The following is a 16,229-nucleotide window of genomic DNA, read 5'->3' as shown; positions in this document are numbered from 1 at the left end:
GGTGCGGGTCTGCTCGCGCCCGCGGCCCCGGCCGCCTCGCCGGCCGCCTCGCAGGCCCGCCCCGAGCCCGACACCACCGCCCGCCTGACCGAGGCCGGCACCGGCCTGCGGTCCGTCGACGTGCGCCTCACCGCGTTGGAGCAGACCGTCGAGGCCGAGCCGTTCGCGATGGTCGGCGTCACCTGGGTCGGTACGCCGCGCACCGTCCGCGTCCGGACCCGCACCGACGGCGCCTGGTCGGGTTGGCGGGCGCTGGAGGTGCTGCGCGACGGACCCGACGAGACCACCGGCACCACCGGCACCACCGGCACCATCGGCACCGACCTCGCGTGGGTCGGCCGGGCCGACGCCGTGCGCGTCGACGTGTCCGGGGCGCGCCCGGACGGCCTCACGCTGGTCCTCCTCGACCCCACGGGTACGCCGACCGACCGCGCCGCGGCCCGCCTGACGACCCCCGCCGCCCAGCGGCCGCGCCCCGGCCGGCTTAAACCGCGCCTGCGCAGCCGCGCCTCGTGGGGCGCGGACCGGTCCTGGCGCAACGGCCGGCCGTCGTACAACCGCACGATCCAGCAGGTCCACGTGCACCACACGGTCAACAGCAACGACTACGCGCCAGGCGACGTGCCGGGCCTGCTGCGCGGCATCTACCGCTACCACACGGCCAACCTGGGCTGGTCCGACATCGGTTACAACTTCCTCGTCGACCGGTTCGGCCGCACCTGGGTCGGCCGCGCGGGCGGCGCCAAGCGGGCCGTGCAGGGCGCGCACACCCTCGGCTTCAACAGCACCTCGACCGGTGTCGCGGTCATCGGCAGCTTCGAGACCACCCGCCCCAGCAGTCGCGTGATCGGCGCCATCGCGCGCCTCGCCGCCTGGAAGCTCGGCCGCCACCACCGCAACCCCGCCGGCCGCGTGCGCGTGTGGTCGCACGGCTCCGACCGCTACCCGGCCGGCCGCAAGGTCACGCTGCCCGCGATCGACGGCCACCGCGACACCAACGAGACGGCGTGCCCCGGCGCCCGGCTCTACGAGCGGCTGCCCGACGTACGCCGCCGCGCGGCCCGCCTCCTCCGCCGCTACTGACTGGCCCGTCTGACCACTCGATCCAACCGATCGGACCAGTACCTCCGCCGCCCACCTGGGTACAGGAGCGGCGTGCCCCCCACACGTCCCTCCCGCCCTGCCCCGGCGCGGACCACGCTGGCGATCGTCCTCGCCGTCGTCGCGCTCCTCGCCGGCAGCGGCCTCGCCCTGCCGGCCCCCGCCTCGGCGGAGGCCCGGATCTGCACCGGCTACTCCGGCTGCGCGGCGGGCGGCTACTCCGACCACGGCTACGCCGGCCAGTCGCAGACCTACTGGTGGCACATGGCTCTCGGCCACAACTGCACGGCGTACGCCGCCTACCGGATGGTCCGCAGCGGGATGGCCAACGCCCGCCCCTGGACCGGCGAGGGCGACGCCCACCGGTGGGGCCACGAGATGGCCGGCATCACCGACGGCACGCCGCGGGTCGGCGCCGTCGCCTGGTGGGACTCGTTCGCCGGCGGGCACGGCCGGCTCGGCCACGTCGCCTACGTCGAGCAGGTCGTCTCGCCCGACGTCATCGTCATCTCCCAGGACGTCTACCGCGGCGACTTCAGCTGGACCCGCCTCACCCGCGGCGCCGGCGGCTGGCCGAGCGGGTTCATCCACTTCAACGACGAGCGCCTGCACGTGCGAGCGCGTCCCCGCGTCGTCGGCCGCGCCCGCGTCGACCAGCGACTGCGCGTGACACCGGGCCGGTGGGACCGCGCGGTCGACGTCGACTACCAGTGGCTCGCCGGCGGCCGCGCCATCCGCGGCGCCAGGCGGGCAACCTTCACCCCCGGCCCGCACCACGTCCGCGCCCGGCTGCGGGTCCGGGTCACCGCCCGCAGCAGCGGCTTCGCACCGGTCGTCGTCACCACGGGGTCGACGGCCCCGGTCGGCCGCGGCGTCCTCCGCCTCCGACAGAAGGCGCGCACGACGGGCGCCGCCCGGGTCGGCGAGGTCGTGCGCCTCCGCCTACCACGTACGACACCCCGCGCCGGTCGCACCCACGTGCGGTGGCTCCTCGACGGGCGGCGCGTGCGCGGCGCCCACGGGACCCGGGTCCGGCTCGCTCCCGACGCCGTCGGTCGCCGGCTCTCGGCCCAGGTCACGGCCAGTCGCCCGGGCTACGAGACCCGCCGGTCCACCGTGCCCGTCGGGCGGGTGCGAGCCGGCCGGATCGAGGTCCGCACCGCCTTTCGCGTCGCCGGCCGCCCCGAGGTCGGCCAGGAGCTGCGCGCGGTGGCCGGCCGCTACACGCCGGCCGACGCCCGCCTCGCCTACGTGTGGTTCCGCGACGGGGAGGCGATGCCCGACGCGCGCGGCGTCACCTACGTCGTGCGGCCCGAGGACGCCGGGCACGTCGTCGCCGTGGTCGTCGGCATCACCCGGCGGGGCTACACCGGCCGGGTCACCGGTGCCGTCGCCGGACTGGTCGCCGGGGCTGTGCCGACGACCGCAACCGTCCCGACGCCCTAGGCTGACGGGGTGCCGGCGACCCTCACCGCGATCCACCGCTACCCCGTGAAGTCGTTCCGCGGCGAGTCGCTCGAGACCGCCGAGGTCGAGGCCCAGGGCCTCGCCGGCGACCGGCGCTGGATGCTCGTCGACGCCTCCGGGACGACGGTCACGGCGCGCGAGGTCAACCGCCTCGTGCTGGTGCGGCCCGAGATCACCACGACCGGGCTGCGCATCACCGCGCCCGGCGGGCAGGTGCTCGACGTCGAGGCTCCCGACCCCACCGAGCAGGTGCCGGTGTCGGTCTTCTCGTCGTCGTTCACGGCGGCGCCGGCCGGGCCCGCCGCCGACGCGTGGCTCAGCCGGGAGCTCGGGGTCGACGTACGCCTGGTGCTCCTCGACGACCCGCAGCGGCGTCCGACGAGCCCCGGCTACGGCAGGACCGGCGACCGGGTGTCGCTGGCCGACGGCTACCCGCTCCTGCTGGCGACCGAGGAGTCGCTCGCGGCGCTCAACGACGAGGTCCTGGCGGCCGCGCCGACCGGGCGGGAGCCGCTGCCGATGGCGCGGTTCCGGCCCAACGTCGTGGTCCGCGGCGTGGCGCCGTGGGCCGAGGACGACTGGCGCGTGCTCCGCATCGGCGAGGCCATCTTCCGCGCGGTCAAGGGGTGCGCGCGCTGCGTGCTGACCACGATCGACCCCGACACCGCCGTCCGCGAGAAGGAGCCGGTGGCCTCGCTGGCACGGCTGCGTCGCTGGGACGGCAAGACCTGGTTCGGCGTCAACCTGGTGCCCGACACCCCCGGGGCGACCATCCGCGTCGGCGACGAGGTCGAGGTGCTCGAGGCGGTCGAGCCGGGCGAGGGACCGCTCCGGAAACCGGTGGCGACCGCTCACTAGGGTTGAGGGCATGACCCATGTCCTGTCAGCCGTCGCCTGGCCCTACGCCAACGGCCCGCGCCACATCGGCCACGTGGCCGGGTTCGGCGTGCCCTCCGACGTCTTCAGCCGCTACTCCCGGATGGCCGGACACGACGTGCTGATGGTCTCGGGATCCGACGAGCACGGCACCCCGATCCTGATCGCCGCCGACGAGGCCGGCGTCACCCCGCAGCAGCTCGCCGACACCAACCACCGCATCATCGCCGAGGACCTCGTCGCGCTCGGCTGCACCTACGACCTCTACACCCGTACGACGACGCGCAACCACCACGCGGTCGTGCAGGAGCTCTTCCGTGGGGTCTGGGACAACGGCTACTTCGTCGAGCAGACGACCAAGGGCGCGATCTCCCCGTCGACCGGGCGGACCCTGCCCGACCGCTACATCGAGGGCACCTGCCCCATCTGCGGCACCCCGGGCGCGCGCGGCGACCAGTGCGACACCTGCGGCAACCAGCTCGACCCGGCTGACCTGATCGACCCGGTGTCGAAGATCAACGGCGAGACGCCGGAGTTCGTCGAGACCCAGCACCTCTTCCTCGACCTGCCGGCCCTGGCCGACGCGCTCAAGGTGTGGCTCGACGACCGCGAGGCCACCGGCCTGTGGCGCCCCAACGTCATCCGCTTCAGCCAGAACATCCTCAAGGAGATCCGCCCGCGCGCGATGACCCGCGACATCGACTGGGGCATCGCCGTCCCGCTCGACGGGTGGCGCGACGACCCGACCAAGAAGCTCTACGTCTGGTTCGACGCGGTCGTCGGCTACCTCTCGGCGTCGGTCGAGTGGGCGCGCCGCTCGGGCGACGACGACGCCTGGCGCCAGTGGTGGAACCCGTCGACAGGCTCAGGGACCGACCAGGCGTCCTACTACTTCATGGGCAAGGACAACATCACCTTCCACAGCCAGATCTGGCCGGCCGAGCTGCTGGCCTACTCCGGCCTCGGCGCGAAGGGCGGCAAGCCGCAGGAGCTCGGCGTCCTCAACCTGCCCACCGAGGTGGTGAGCTCGGAGTTCCTGACGATGGAGGGCAAGAAGTTCTCGTCGTCGAAGAAGATCGTCATCTACGTCCGCGACCTGCTCAGTCGCTACCAGCCCGACGCGTTCCGCTACTTCGTGGCCGCGGCCGGACCCGAGAACCAGGACAGCGACTTCACCTGGGCCGAGTTCGTCCGGCGCACCAACGACGAGCTCGTCGCCGGCTGGGGCAACCTGGTCAACCGCACGGCCACGCTGATCGCCAAGAACTTCGGCGAGATCCCGCCCGCAGGCCTGCTCACCGAGGACGACGAGCGCGTGCTGGCCGTGACGGCGCAGGCGTTCGGCGTCGTCGGCGACCTGATCGCGCGGCACCGGCAGAAGCAGGCCATCGGCGAGGCGATGCGTGCCGTCGCCGAGGTCAACAAGTACGTCTCCGACTCCGAGCCCTGGAAGCTCAAGGGCGACGAACAGCGCGAGCGCCTCGGCACCGTCCTGCACGTCGTCGCCCAGTGCGTCGCCGACCTCAACCTGGTGCTGTCGCCGTTCCTGCCGTTCTCGGCCAACGCGGTCGACGCGACGTTCGGCGGGCCCGGCGACATCGCCCCGATGCCGCGCATCGACGAGGTCGACGACCTCGACGGCGGCGCCGGCTACCCGATCATCACCGGCGACTACACCGGCGTGCCCGCCTGGGAGCGCCGGCCGATCGTGCCCGGCACCCCGGTCGAGAAGCCGACGCCGATCTTCACCAAGCTCGACGTCGCCGTCGTCGACGAGGAGCTGGCCCGTCTGGCGGGCGAGTGAGCGACCACGCACAGCTACTGAGGAAAGTCGCGTCGAGTCCGTGCACCCGCGCCTGGCGATGTTGCCACGGACGGACTTTCCTCAGTAGTTCTGCGAGCAGAGGCAACGCGCGTCCGGTCAGCTGACGTCGTACTCCTCGACCGAGGCGCCGAGGATCGCGTCCTGCTGGTCGTCGGACGGGCCGGAGCCGCGGAAGGTCTCGAGCTCGGGGCGCGAGTCCCAGCGCTCGTAGACGTTGATCCTGCCCTCGTCGAGCAGGTCGGCCGAGAGCGCGAAGTCGAGGCAGCCCGCCGCCTCCCGGGCCAGCCGCACCACCTGCTCGCAGTCGGCGAGGTAGGCGGCCCGCCCGGCGGGGTCCACGGTCAGGTGTCCGGCGACGATGATCATGCTGCTCAGACCGGTCGCGGCCGGCCGACTCATCGGCGTACGGTGCGCGCATGAGCCTCACGTTCCTGCTCACCAGCCTGGTCATCGTCGCCACGCCCGGCACCGGCGCGCTCTACACGCTGGCCGCTGGCCTGACGCGTGGCGCCCGCGCGAGCGTGCTGGCGGCGTTCGCCTGCACCGTCGGCACCGTGCCGCACCTCGTCGCGGCGATCACCGGGCTCGCGGCCGTCCTCCACGCCAGCGGCGTCGCCTTCGCCGTCATCAAGTACGCCGGCGTGGCCTACCTGCTCTGGATGGCCTGGTCGACGTGGCGCGACACCGACGCGCTGACGGTCGACGAGGGCGAGCGGCCCGCGGTGAGCCGGCGCAAGGTGCTGGCCGAGGGCGTGACCCTCAACCTGCTCAACCCCAAGGTGACCATCTTCTTCTTCGCGTTCCTGCCCCAGTTCGTGCCGGCCGGCTCGCCCGGCGCCCTGCCGCGGATGCTGCTGCTCAGCGCGGTCTTCATGGCCATGACGTTCGTCGTGTTCGCGGCGTACGGCGTCGGCGCGGCCGCCGTGCGCGACAAGGTGCTGGCCCGTCCGCGGCTGGTCGCCCGGATCCGCAAGGCCTTCGCCGCGACGTTCGCGGCGCTTGGTGCGAGGCTCGCGTTCGAGAGCCGTTAGGTTCCGCCCATGACCGGTGAGATGTACCTGCCCGCCTTCTTCGTCAAGCAGAAGTTCGCGATGACGACCAACCGCTACGAGGTCTGGGCCGCCAACCCGGACGGGTCCTTCGGCGACCTGATGGCCGTGGCCCAGCAGAAGCGGCTGGCGTTCAAGGAGGAGGTGACCTTCTACAGCGACGAGTCCCAGTCGCGTGCGGTGTTCAGCTTCAAGGCCCGCAAGAAGATCGACCTCAACGCCGGCTACGACGTCTTCGACGAGAACCGGCAGACCCTCGGCTTCTTCCGCAAGGACTTCGGCAAGAGCCTCCTCCGCTCGACCTTCCACCTGGAGGGCCCCGGCTACCAGGGTGTCGGACAGGAGCGCAGCCAGGCCGTCGCGGTCGTGCGTCGGTTCATGGACATCCCGTTCCTGCCGATCCACTTCGACTTCACCGGACCCGGCGGCGGCACGATCCTCCAGGTCGAGCGGCAGTCCAGCGTGCGCGACAAGTACACCGTCACCGTGCCCGAGCGGGCCGTCGACTTCCGGGTCGCTGCGGCCGTGGCGGTCGGGCTCGACGCGCTCATGCAGCGCTGAGGCTGGCGAGAGCAGTGCTCTTTCCCGACGCTCGCGCCGCGGTCGAGGCCGCGGCGGGGGACACCCCCGTCCACACCGCGGGGTACGACGTCCCGGCGGCTCGCGCCGCCGCTCGCGCGCTCGCCGCGACCCTGCCCCGCGAGGACGTCGCCGACGTGGTCGACGTCGAGGCCGGCGGCGTGCCGTGCCGTCTCTTCCGTCCGGCCGACGCCGCACCCGGGGTCGTGGTGCACGTCCACGGCGGCGGCTTCGTCTTCCACGACGTCGAGGTGCACGACGCCCCGGCCCGCCGACTGGCCAACCGGGTCGGAGTCGCCGTCCTCAGCGTGGACTACCGCCTCGCTCCCGAGCACCCCTACCCGGCCCCGGTCCGCGACCTCGACGCTGTCGTCGGCTGGCTCGGCTCCGAGGCACCCACCGACCTCGCCGGGCCGGCGTACGCCCACGGCGACAGCGCCGGGGCCCAGCTCGCTCTCGTCACCGCCCTGCGCCACCCCGGCCGGTTCGCCGCGCTGGCCCTCGTCTACCCGTTCCTGGACCCGGCTGCGTCAGCCGCGTCGCACCGCACGGAGTCCTCGGGCCTCGGTGCCGCCGACGTCGCCTGGTACTGGCGCCAGTACGCCGGCGACCACCCCGACCTCACCGACCCCGACCTGGCCCCCTTGGCCTCCGACCGGCTCGGCACCCTCCCCCCGACCTACGTCGCCACCGCCGAGCACGACCCCGCCCGCGACGAGGGCGAGCGGCTCGCGTCCCTCGTCGCCGAGGCCGGCGTCGAGGTCGTGGCGACCCGCTGGCTCGGGCAGCCGCACGGCTTCTGGCGCCACGACCGGGCCTATGCCGCGGCCGAGCCGTTGATGGTGTCGGTCGCGGCGTTCCTCCGGTCGCACTGAGGTGTGAGTCGCCGTTGGCTGAGGTGCGAGCGCAGCGAGCCTCGAAGTCCTTTGCTTTCGTCGGGTCATGCTGTGTCCGGGTCGGGTGGCCGCGCGCGTAGCAGACCGCGTCTCGGCGTCAAGGACGCCTGCGGCGGCCTTGACCCCGAGCCTCTCGCGGTCTGCTTCTCGGCGTGCGACGGAGAGGCCTCGCAAGCTCGGCTCGCCGTCGCCTGCGCGGCCACCCGACCCGGCGGTGCCTGAGCCACCGTTCCGAGCGGTCCGAAGGTCCCAAACGGTGGCGTGCTCACCGCCGGGTCGGGTCGACGCAGGTGGGCGGTGAGTGAGCCACCGTTCGGGGCGGTCCGAGGGCACGGTTCGGTGGCTGACGCACCGCAGGCCTGGGTCGGGGGCCCGCGAGGTGAGGTTCTGCAACGAAACTCCCGCTTCTGGACCAAAACTTCGTACGAGAACCGGGAGAAACGCCGGGCAAGCGTGACAGTGGTGCGGGTGAGGGCTGTCCGCGCATGGACGAGGGCGCGGCGGAGCCCGCCCTTGTCTGCGCCCTAGGCGCGTGGACAGCCCGACCACGAATGGCCCAAGGCGAGCAAGACCAAGCTGCACCAACCGACCGTCAGTCAGCCAGACCCTCGAGCAACCCGAACCCACCCCTGGCGACGGAGTCGGAAGAGACCCCGTAGACCTGACGCAGCACCTTCTCGACGATCCCCTCGCCGTAGCGGATCGCCGAGGTCCGGCCCCGGCGCTTGAAGACGTCCATCATCTCGCGGTACTTGTCGAGGCCGTAGGTCTGGATCAGGTGCTCGGCGAACGCCTCGGCGGTGAGGTAGTCGAGGCTCGGGTCGTTGCCCCAGAGCCCGGCCGGCGTCAGCTCGACCTCGCGCTGCCGGATCTGGCGCAGCAGCCGGTCGTCGGTGAGCGTCGAGCTTGAGAGCAGGCCGGGGTAGTAGCCGACGTACTCGGCGATGCCCTCGGTCACCCACTGCGGGTTGGTGCCGCCGTAGCCGTCGAGGAGGAAGTGGGTGAGCTCGTGGCGCAGGGTGCGGGAGTCCTCGACGAGCTGCTGCACGAAGTCGGGGTTGGCCTTGATGACCGCGCCGGCCAGCCCGGTGACCTCCTGGCCGGTCGGGTCGGTGGCGAAGACGCTGAAGGAGACGGCGCCGGCGTCCTCGCCGGAGGAGTTGCTGAGCTGGGTGGCGAGGCCGTTGGTCGTGGCGTCGACCAGCAGCGGCCGGTCGTCGGGCTCGTCGAGCACGTCGGCGGCGTCGGCGAGGGCGGAGCGCGTCGAGTCGAGCAGCGCGTCGGCGCCCACGGCGGCGTCGCGGTCGGTGAGCACCAGCAGGTCGGGGTCGCCCGCGACCTCGATCCGGGCGCCGTACCAGGGCCGCGACTGCGCCTCGAAGGTCTCGTCGAGGTTCTCCGCGCCGACCAGCCAGCGGCCCCCGCGCTCGACGAACGTGATCGAGACCTGGTTGGAGACCGGCAGCTCGTCGACCCCGCTGAGCTCGACGTGCTCGAAGACCTCGGGCCGGAGCACCGGGTCGTCGCCGCGGACCTCGCCGGGGCGGAGGCCGCTCTCGGTCAGGCCGTAGTAGAGCTTGTCGACCGGCAGGTCCTGGAGGTTGTCGAAGAAGACCTCCTGCGACCGCCGGAGCCTGGCGTTGCCCGGGTCGAGTGTCGCGAGGAAGGCCTTGCGGTTGCCGCGGCGCAGCGCCTGGGCGCGTACGTCGAGCAGGTCCTGGACCGCCGCGAAGTCGTCACTGGTGATCTCGTCGGGGTCGGCTGCCCGTGTGCTCGACCCGGTCGCGCTCGCCTCACCGCGCGCCCCACCGCCGTCGGGCACGCCGGGCCTGACCCCGGAGCCGCCGCTGCAGCCAGACACGACCAGGGCCGCCCCCGCCACGACCGAGACGAGGGGGAGCAGCGGTCGATGACCCGAGAGGCGACGCACGGTCACCCAGGGTAGGTGGGCCCTCGCCCGCCCGGACCCGAACGTCGGCGCCCGTTCTGCCAGACTCGCCGACATGCGCGTCCACCTCGGCAGCGACCACGCGGGCCTCGAGCTCAAGGACCACCTGGCCGGCTGGCTGACCGCCCACGGCTACGAGCCCGTCGACCACGGGCCCTTCGTCCACGACCCGGTCGACGACTACCCGGTGTTCTGCCTGCGCGCCGCGGAAGCCGTGGTCCGTGACCAGACCGACGGGCTCGACAGCCTCGGCGTGGTCATCGGGGGCTCCGGCAACGGCGAGCAGATCGCCGCCAACAAGGTGGTTGGCGTGCGCTCGGCGCTGGCGTGGTCCGAGGAGACCGCGACGCTGGCCCGCCAGCACAACGACGCCAACGTCGTGTCGGTCGGCGGGCGGCTGCACACCCTCGACGAGATGACCCGCTTCGTCGAGGTGTTCCTGGCGACGCCGTTCAGCGGCGACGAGCGGCACGTACGCCGGATCGCCCAGCTCGCGACCTACGAGACCGGCGGTGGCCTCCCGCCCCTGCCCGAGTCGGCGCGCGTCCCCGGCAACCCCGACCTCTGAGGGGCTCCGATGCCTGAGGGCCACACCCTCCACCGCCTCGCCCGCGACCTGACGGTCGCCTTCGGTGGCCGCACGGTCTCGGTGAGCAGCCCGCAGGGCCGCTTCGCCGAGGAGGCCGCGCTCCTCGACGGCGCCGTCCTGGCCGAGGCCGAGGCGTGGGGCAAGCACCTGTTCGCCCGCTTCGACGACGACCGCTTCGTCCACGTCCACCTCGGTCTCATCGGCACCTTCGCCGTGCACGCCGCCGTCGACGCGGTGCCGCCGCCGGTCGGCCAGGTCCGGCTGCGCCTCGCCGCCGACCTGGGCACCCACGCGGCGTACGCCGACCTCCGCGGCGCCATCATCTGCGCCCTGGTGACGCCCGAGCAGCGCGCCAAGGTGGTCGCCAGGTCCGGTCCCGACCCACTGCGCCCCGACGCCGACCCGACGCGTGCGTGGGAGCGGATCCGCCGCAGCCGCAAGCCGATCGGCGCCCTCCTCATGGACCAGGGCGTGCTCGCCGGGGTCGGCAACGTCTATCGCGCCGAGGTGCTCTTCCGGCACAGGCTGCACCCGCTGCGCCCCGGCAACACCCTGCGCTCCGGGCAGTGGCAGGCCATCTGGGACGACCTCGTCGCGCTGATGGCCGAGGGGGTGCTGACCGGCCGCATCGACACGGTCCGGCCCGAGCACACGCCCGAGGCGATGGGTCGCGAACCGCGCAAGGACGACCACGGCGGGGAGGTCTACGTCTATCGCCGCACGGGTCAGCCGTGCCTGGTCTGCGGCCGCAAGGTCGTCACCGCCGTGCTCGAGGGACGCAACCTCTTCTGGTGTTCGCGATGTCAGCCCGCGTTCCGCTCGCGAGCCCTAGGCTGACCCGCGACGAGATCCCCTGCCCAGAGAGCAGCTCCTGATGACCGCCGCCACCTCGCCGGCGTCCCGGCCTGCGCGGACGGTCGGCCTGCGCCGAGCCTGGTCGCGCCTGCGCCGCCGCGGTGACTCGATCGAGAACCGGATGGCCCTCGGGCTCGCGCTGTTCTCCATCGCCGTGTCGGTGTCGGTCTCCTACTTCCCGGAGCAGACGCCGTTCACCAGCCTGATGCTCCCGGTGGTCCTCGGCAGCATCCTGCTCGGACCGCGGACCCTGCCGTGGTTCGTGATCTTCGACATGTCGCTGCTCACCTACTGCGTCAGCCAGCAGGACCCGATCACCACCCGCATCATCGGGGCCGCGGCGGTGCAGTTCTTGATTGCCCTCGTCGTGCTGGTGACGAGCTTCCGCCGGACCCGGCTCGGCGTCGCGGGGCTGCGTGGCGAGACGATGTTCGTCGATCTGCGCGACCGCATCCTCGACCAGGGCCACCTGCCGGGGCTGCCCACCGGCTGGGCCGTCGAGTCCGCCCTGCACTCCGCTGGGGGCACGGCGTTCGCGGGCGACTTCATCGTCGCGGCCAAGGCCCCCGACGCGCGCAGCGTCCAGATCGTCGTGGTCGACGTCTCGGGCAAGGGCGAGGAGGCCGGCACCCGCGCGCTCCTCCTGTCCGGCGCCTTCGGCGGCCTGCTCGGTGCGATGCCGCCCGACGGCTTCCTCCCGGCCGCCAACGACTACCTCCTGCGCCAGGACTGGGACGAGGGCTTCGCCACCGCCATCCACCTGTGGCTCGACCTCACGACCGGCGACTTCGAGGTCCGCACCGCCGGCCACCCGCCGGCGGCCCACCGCCTCGCCGGTCCTGGCCGCTGGTCGGTCCTGCGCTCCGACGGCCCGGTCCTCGGCCTCATCGAGGGGGCCGAGTTCGGCGTCGAGCGCGGACGCCTCGGCGCCGGCGACGCCGTGCTGCTCTACACCGACGGGATGGTCGAGGAGCCGCGCCGCGACATCGATCTCGGCATCGACCGGCTGCTGGGCGAGGCCGAGTCGCTCCTGCGGGGCAGCTTCGCCGGGGCCGCCGAGCGGCTTGCCCAGCAGGTCGGGTCGAAGGACGACGACCGCGCCGTGCTGGTCGTCCACCGCACCTGAGCCACAGGTGAGCCACACGTGAGCGGCACCGGGGCGGAATGCCGTTTGGTCGGCGTACCCGCCCCTGTGGAAGAATCCTCAGGTCCACCGGGACGCAGGTCCCGTGGCGCGCGGATGTAGCTCAATGGTAGAGCTTCAGTCTTCCAAACTGACTACGCGGGTTCGATTCCCGTCATCCGCTCCAAGCGGGTCCTCGAGCGTCACCCCGACGCCCGGACGGCCTGTTTGGCGGGGCGTAGCGTAGTGGCTAGCGCGCCTGCTTTGGGAGCAGGAGATCGCAGGTTCGAGTCCTGTCGCCCCGACAGCACACCAGACCCACCACGATCCGACCGGATCGACCCGAGCCACAACCAGCCTGAAGGAGACCACCTGTGAAGAGCGCCGTCGAGACCTTGAGCCCGACCCGGGTCAAGCTCACCGTCGAGGTGCCTTTCGAGGAGCTCAAGCCGAGCCTGGACGCTGCCTACCAGCAGATCGCCAAGCAGCTCAACGTGCCCGGCTTCCGCCGCGGCAAGGTGCCGCCCATGGTGATCGACCGTCAGGTCGGCCGCGGTGCGGTCCTCGAGCAGGCCATCAACGAGACGCTTCCGAAGAAGTACGTCGAGGCGCTCGAGGCCAACGACCTGACCCCGCTGGCCCAGCCCGAGATCGAGGGCCTCGAGATCGGTGACGACGAGGGCTTCGGCTTCACCGCCGAGGTCGACGTCAAGCCGACGATCGAGGTCCCCGACTACTCCGGCGTGACCGCCGAGGTCGCCGACGCCGAGGTCACCGACGCCGACGTCGACGAGCAGGTCGAGGCGCTGCGCGAGCGGTTCGCGACCCTCAACGACGTCGAGCGCGCGGCCCAGGACGACGACTTCGTCGTCCTCGACCTGCGGGCCACCAAGGACGGCGAGGTCGTCGACGGCGCCGAGGTCAGCGGCATGTCCTACAAGGTCGGCCGCGGCGGCATGATCGACGGTCTCGACGAGGCCCTCGTGGGCCTGTCGGCCGGCGAGGACAAGGTCTTCGAGACCGAGCTGGTCGGTGGCGACCTGGTCGGCGAGAAGGTCGAGGTCAGCGTCAAGGTGACCCAGGTGCAGGAGCAGGAGCTGCCCGACATCGACGACGAGTTCGCCCAGATGGCCTCCGAGTTCGACACCGTCGAGGAGCTCACCACCGACGTGCGCGAGCGCCTCGGCCGCGGCAAGCGCCTCGAGCAGGCCGCCGAGGCCCGTGACGCCGTCCTCGAGTCGCTGCTCGAGAAGGTCGAGATCCCGCTGCCCGAGAGCATGGTCACCGACGAGCTCAACGCCCGCCGCCAGAGCGTCGAGCAGCAGCTCGGCATGGCCGGCATCACGATGGACAAGTACCTCGAGGACGAGGGCCAGACCGTCGAGGAGTTCGAGGCCGACCTCGACCGCCGCGTCCGCGACGCCGTCGCCGCGCAGTTCCTCCTCGACGAGATCGCCAAGAAGGAGGAGTTCGGCATCGACCAGGCCGAGCTCTCCCAGCACCTCGTGCGGCGCGCCCAGCAGTCCGGCCAGGACCCGCAGGAGTTCGCCAACCACATGTTCGAGCACAACCACATCCCCGACCTCGTGCAGGAGATCCTGCGCGGCAAGGCGCTGGCCGTGGTCGTCGAGGCCGCCGTCGTCACCGACGCCTCGGGCAACCACGTCGAGCTCAAGAACCTGCAGCCCGACGGCAGCATCGGCGACCCGGCCGACGAGTCCGGCGAGGAGTCCGGCGACGAGACCGAGGAGACCCCCGAGGTCGAGAAGGCCGACGACGAGGCGTGACCTCCCGCTGACCCACGACACCACCCCGCTCGCCGTACGACGGCCGGCGGGGTGGTGCCGATCTCGGACGGGCGACGTCCCACGAGGGGTGATCGGGCACGGGACGACGCGGCCTCTCCTAGGCTGGCGTCCATGACGTCTGAGGTCTCGGGAGGATCGGGGAGCGGGTCGGACGGCTCCGACGCGGCCTGGCGGCCGCCCGCCCCGCCGGCGGCGCCGTCCGAGCAGCTCGACGGCTACACCGACCTGGTCGAGATCGGCCGGGGTGGCGACTCGGTCGTCTACCGGGCCCGCGAGCTGGCACTGGGCCGCGAGGTCGCGATCAAGGTGCTGAGCCTCGACACGGCCAACGACCCCGCCCGGTCGGCGCGGTTCGCGCGCGAGATCGAGATCACCGTGCAGCTGGGGCGCCAGCACCCCAACATCGTCACCGTCCTCGCGACCGGCACCACCGCCTCGGGCAGGCCCGCCGTCGTCATGGACTTCTTCGAGGGCGGCACCCTCCACGACCGGCTCAAGGCCTACGGCCCGCTGCCGGCCGAGGAGGTCGGCCGGATCGGCGAGGTGCTGGCCGACGCGCTGTCCTTCGCCCACGAGCGGGGCGTGCTCCACCGCGACGTCAAGCCGCAGAACGTGCTGGTCCTGCCGACCTCGTGGGTGCTCGCCGACTTCGGGATCGCCCGGCTCGTCGACTCCGAGCACACGTCGTCGGCCGAGACCTTCACCTACCGCCACGCGGCCCCCCAGATCCTCGACGGCCACGCGCCGACGCCCGCCGACGACGTGTGGTCGCTGGGCTCGACGCTGTTCACGCTGCTCGACGGCCGCCCGCCGTTCGCCAGCGACGACCCCGACGAGGACTCGGCCCTGGCCTACCTGCGCCGCGCGCGCACCGAGCCGCACCGCCCCCTCGACGTGCCCGGTGCCGAGCGGCTCGCCCCCGTCATCGCCCGCTGCCTCAGCAAGGACGTCGCCGGGCGCTGGAGCTCTGCCGCCGAGCTGCGCGACGCCCTGCACGGCCTGCGAGCCTCGGCCTGGGAGCCGGGCACCGGCTCGACGAGCCCGGCCGCCCCCGCCCCGCCGACGCTGGCCAAGGCGCCGGTGGCCGACCCGCCGTCCCCGGTCTCCCCGGTGGCCGAGCCGACGCCTGCGCCGACGCCCACCCAGACGTACGTCGCCCCGATCAGTCCCAGCCCGATCAGCCCGAGCCCGCTCAGCCACAGCCCGGGCGGCCCGCGCGCCGACGAGCCCGTACCGGTCGCGCTCTCGGCGGTGTCCCCCGCCGTGCCGACCGTCGACGCCGCTCCGACCGGCACCGGGCTGCCCGACGCCACCGGCGAGGTGCCCGGCGGTCGCGGCACCCCTGAGGTCGCCGACGAGGAGGACGCCCCCCGCCGACGGCGCCTGCCGCTGCTGCTCGGTGCGGGCGCGCTGGTCATCGGCCTGACCCTCGGCATCCTCGGCGCCGTGCTGCGCGACGACGACGAGCCGGCCGCTCCGGGGACGGCCGAGCCGATCACCGGGCAGGGGACCGTGCCCGACCTCCCGACCGACACCGTCACCGGCCGCCCCGACCCCAAGCTGCGCGTCGTTCTGCAGGACATCCGCCTCGACAGTCGCAACCTCACCGCCTCGTGGACCGACCCCACCGACGGCGAGGGGCAGTTCTACCTCTACGCCACCACCCGCGACGTGCCCCAGGGCTTCCAGATCGCCTACTCGCCGCAGGGCACCGGCCAGCCCGAGGAGACCTTCGAGCTCAACACCCCGCTGCCCCAGGGGCGCGCGTGCTTCTACGTGATCGTCAAGACCGCGACCGGGGCCTACGGCATCAGCGACAAGACCGCCCGGTGTCGTGACGTGACGCCGTTCGGGTTGGAGATGCCGACGGGCTGAGGGGGTCTCGCTCGACCTGGGGATTTCCAGGGTCGGGCTGTCCGCGCGCTTAGCATCCCGGGCCTCCCTGTCAAGGATCGCTGCGCGCCCGCTTCGCGGCGCCTTCGGCGTCCTTGACAGCGAGCCTCTCCCGGGATGCTTCAGGGCGCAGACAAGGGCGGGCTCCGCCGCGCCCTCGTCCGGCGCGGACAGCCCTCACCGGCACCACTGGTCACGCTGACCGGACGTTTCTCCCGGT

General features: G+C 72.9%; 14 protein-coding genes and 2 tRNA genes. 14 read left to right on the top strand and 2 right to left on the bottom strand.

Features of this window, described 5'->3' with window-relative positions; genetic code table 11:
* The 4 genes from Q7T52_RS02860 to metG all read left to right on the top strand — a co-directional run.
* A partial coding sequence (locus Q7T52_RS02860) for an N-acetylmuramoyl-L-alanine amidase (RefSeq protein WP_304799237.1) occupies positions 1-1,083 on the top strand: 1,083 nt, incomplete at its 5' end.
* Between the two features lie 72 nt (positions 1,084-1,155).
* Entirely contained in the window at positions 1,156-2,547 is a 1,392-nt protein-coding gene (locus Q7T52_RS02855; protein WP_304799236.1) for a CHAP domain-containing protein, read from the top strand.
* A 9-nt stretch (positions 2,548-2,556) separates the two neighbouring features.
* Positions 2,557-3,426, top strand: a complete 870-nt coding sequence (locus tag Q7T52_RS02850) for an MOSC domain-containing protein (protein ID WP_304799235.1) — start codon at positions 2,557-2,559, stop codon at positions 3,424-3,426.
* A 10-nt stretch (positions 3,427-3,436) separates the two neighbouring features.
* Complete coding sequence (gene metG, locus Q7T52_RS02845; RefSeq protein WP_304799234.1) at positions 3,437-5,248, top strand: methionine--tRNA ligase; 1,812 nt, start codon at positions 3,437-3,439, stop codon at positions 5,246-5,248.
* A gap of 117 nt (positions 5,249-5,365) precedes the next feature.
* On the opposite strand, the gene Q7T52_RS02840 is transcribed toward metG, so the two are convergent.
* Entirely contained in the window at positions 5,366-5,668 is a 303-nt protein-coding gene (locus Q7T52_RS02840) for a putative quinol monooxygenase (RefSeq protein ID WP_304799233.1), read from the bottom strand.
* A gap of 17 nt (positions 5,669-5,685) precedes the next feature.
* Here Q7T52_RS02840 and Q7T52_RS02835 point away from each other — a divergent pair, with 17 nt between their 5' ends.
* From Q7T52_RS02835 to Q7T52_RS02825, 3 genes are read left to right on the top strand one after another with little or no spacing between them, the layout of a single operon-like run.
* The gene (locus tag Q7T52_RS02835) at positions 5,686-6,300 is read left to right on the top strand and encodes a LysE family translocator (protein WP_304799232.1); all 615 of its coding nucleotides are present in this window, start codon (positions 5,686-5,688) and stop codon (positions 6,298-6,300) included.
* A 9-nt stretch (positions 6,301-6,309) separates the two neighbouring features.
* A complete protein-coding gene (locus tag Q7T52_RS02830) occupies positions 6,310-6,879 on the top strand; it encodes a hypothetical protein (RefSeq protein ID WP_304799231.1) in 570 nt (189 codons plus the stop codon).
* A gap of 14 nt (positions 6,880-6,893) precedes the next feature.
* Positions 6,894-7,772, top strand: a complete 879-nt coding sequence (locus Q7T52_RS02825; RefSeq protein WP_304799230.1) for an alpha/beta hydrolase — start codon at positions 6,894-6,896, stop codon at positions 7,770-7,772.
* A gap of 613 nt (positions 7,773-8,385) precedes the next feature.
* Here the strand turns inward: Q7T52_RS02825 and Q7T52_RS02820 are convergent.
* Entirely contained in the window at positions 8,386-9,723 is a 1,338-nt protein-coding gene (locus tag Q7T52_RS02820) for a hypothetical protein (RefSeq protein ID WP_304799229.1), read from the bottom strand.
* Between the two features lie 73 nt (positions 9,724-9,796).
* Between Q7T52_RS02820 and Q7T52_RS02815 the strand changes: the two genes are divergently transcribed.
* The 7 genes from Q7T52_RS02815 to Q7T52_RS02785 all read left to right on the top strand — a co-directional run bounded on the left by Q7T52_RS02815 (position 9,797) and on the right by Q7T52_RS02785 (position 15,991).
* Complete coding sequence (locus tag Q7T52_RS02815; RefSeq protein ID WP_304799228.1) at positions 9,797-10,309, top strand: ribose-5-phosphate isomerase; 513 nt, start codon at positions 9,797-9,799, stop codon at positions 10,307-10,309.
* 9 nt (positions 10,310-10,318) lie between these two features.
* Positions 10,319-11,167 (top strand): Fpg/Nei family DNA glycosylase, encoded by an 849-nt coding sequence (locus tag Q7T52_RS02810; protein ID WP_304799227.1) that lies wholly within the window; start codon positions 10,319-10,321, stop codon positions 11,165-11,167.
* Between the two features lie 37 nt (positions 11,168-11,204).
* Complete coding sequence (locus tag Q7T52_RS02805) at positions 11,205-12,311, top strand: PP2C family protein-serine/threonine phosphatase (protein ID WP_304799226.1); 1,107 nt, start codon at positions 11,205-11,207, stop codon at positions 12,309-12,311.
* Positions 12,312-12,421: 110 nt separating this feature from the next.
* A tRNA-Gly gene (locus tag Q7T52_RS02800) sits at positions 12,422-12,495 on the top strand.
* A gap of 45 nt (positions 12,496-12,540) precedes the next feature.
* Positions 12,541-12,613, top strand: a tRNA-Pro gene (locus tag Q7T52_RS02795).
* A gap of 69 nt (positions 12,614-12,682) precedes the next feature.
* Complete coding sequence (gene tig / locus Q7T52_RS02790) at positions 12,683-14,095, top strand: trigger factor (RefSeq protein ID WP_304799225.1); 1,413 nt, start codon at positions 12,683-12,685, stop codon at positions 14,093-14,095.
* 132 nt (positions 14,096-14,227) lie between these two features.
* Complete coding sequence (locus tag Q7T52_RS02785; RefSeq protein WP_304799224.1) at positions 14,228-15,991, top strand: serine/threonine-protein kinase; 1,764 nt, start codon at positions 14,228-14,230, stop codon at positions 15,989-15,991.
* Positions 15,992-16,229 lie beyond the last annotated feature (238 nt).

Origin of the sequence: Nocardioides sp., from assembly GCF_030655615.1 — a bacterium.
Taxonomy (GTDB): Bacteria; Actinomycetota; Actinomycetes; order Propionibacteriales; family Nocardioidaceae; genus Nocardioides.
Note: the sequence above shows the minus strand (reverse complement) of the source record. Positions and strands in the feature narration are given on the sequence as shown.

What these genes read in the sequence shown, in the direction of transcription:
- metG (WP_304799234.1), top strand. Translation starts at nt 3,437, where the DNA reads ATGACCCATGTCCTGTCAGCCGTCGCCTGGCCCTACGCCAACGGCCCG.
- Q7T52_RS02840 (WP_304799233.1), bottom strand. Translation starts at nt 5,668, where the DNA reads ATGAGTCGGCCGGCCGCGACCGGTCTGAGCAGCATGATCATCGTCGCC.
- Q7T52_RS02835 (WP_304799232.1), top strand. Translation starts at nt 5,686, where the DNA reads ATGAGCCTCACGTTCCTGCTCACCAGCCTGGTCATCGTCGCCACGCCC.
- Q7T52_RS02830 (WP_304799231.1), top strand. Translation starts at nt 6,310, where the DNA reads ATGACCGGTGAGATGTACCTGCCCGCCTTCTTCGTCAAGCAGAAGTTC.
- Q7T52_RS02815 (WP_304799228.1), top strand. Translation starts at nt 9,797, where the DNA reads ATGCGCGTCCACCTCGGCAGCGACCACGCGGGCCTCGAGCTCAAGGAC.
- Q7T52_RS02810 (WP_304799227.1), top strand. Translation starts at nt 10,319, where the DNA reads ATGCCTGAGGGCCACACCCTCCACCGCCTCGCCCGCGACCTGACGGTC.
- Q7T52_RS02805 (WP_304799226.1), top strand. Translation starts at nt 11,205, where the DNA reads ATGACCGCCGCCACCTCGCCGGCGTCCCGGCCTGCGCGGACGGTCGGC.
- Q7T52_RS02785 (WP_304799224.1), top strand. Translation starts at nt 14,228, where the DNA reads ATGACGTCTGAGGTCTCGGGAGGATCGGGGAGCGGGTCGGACGGCTCC.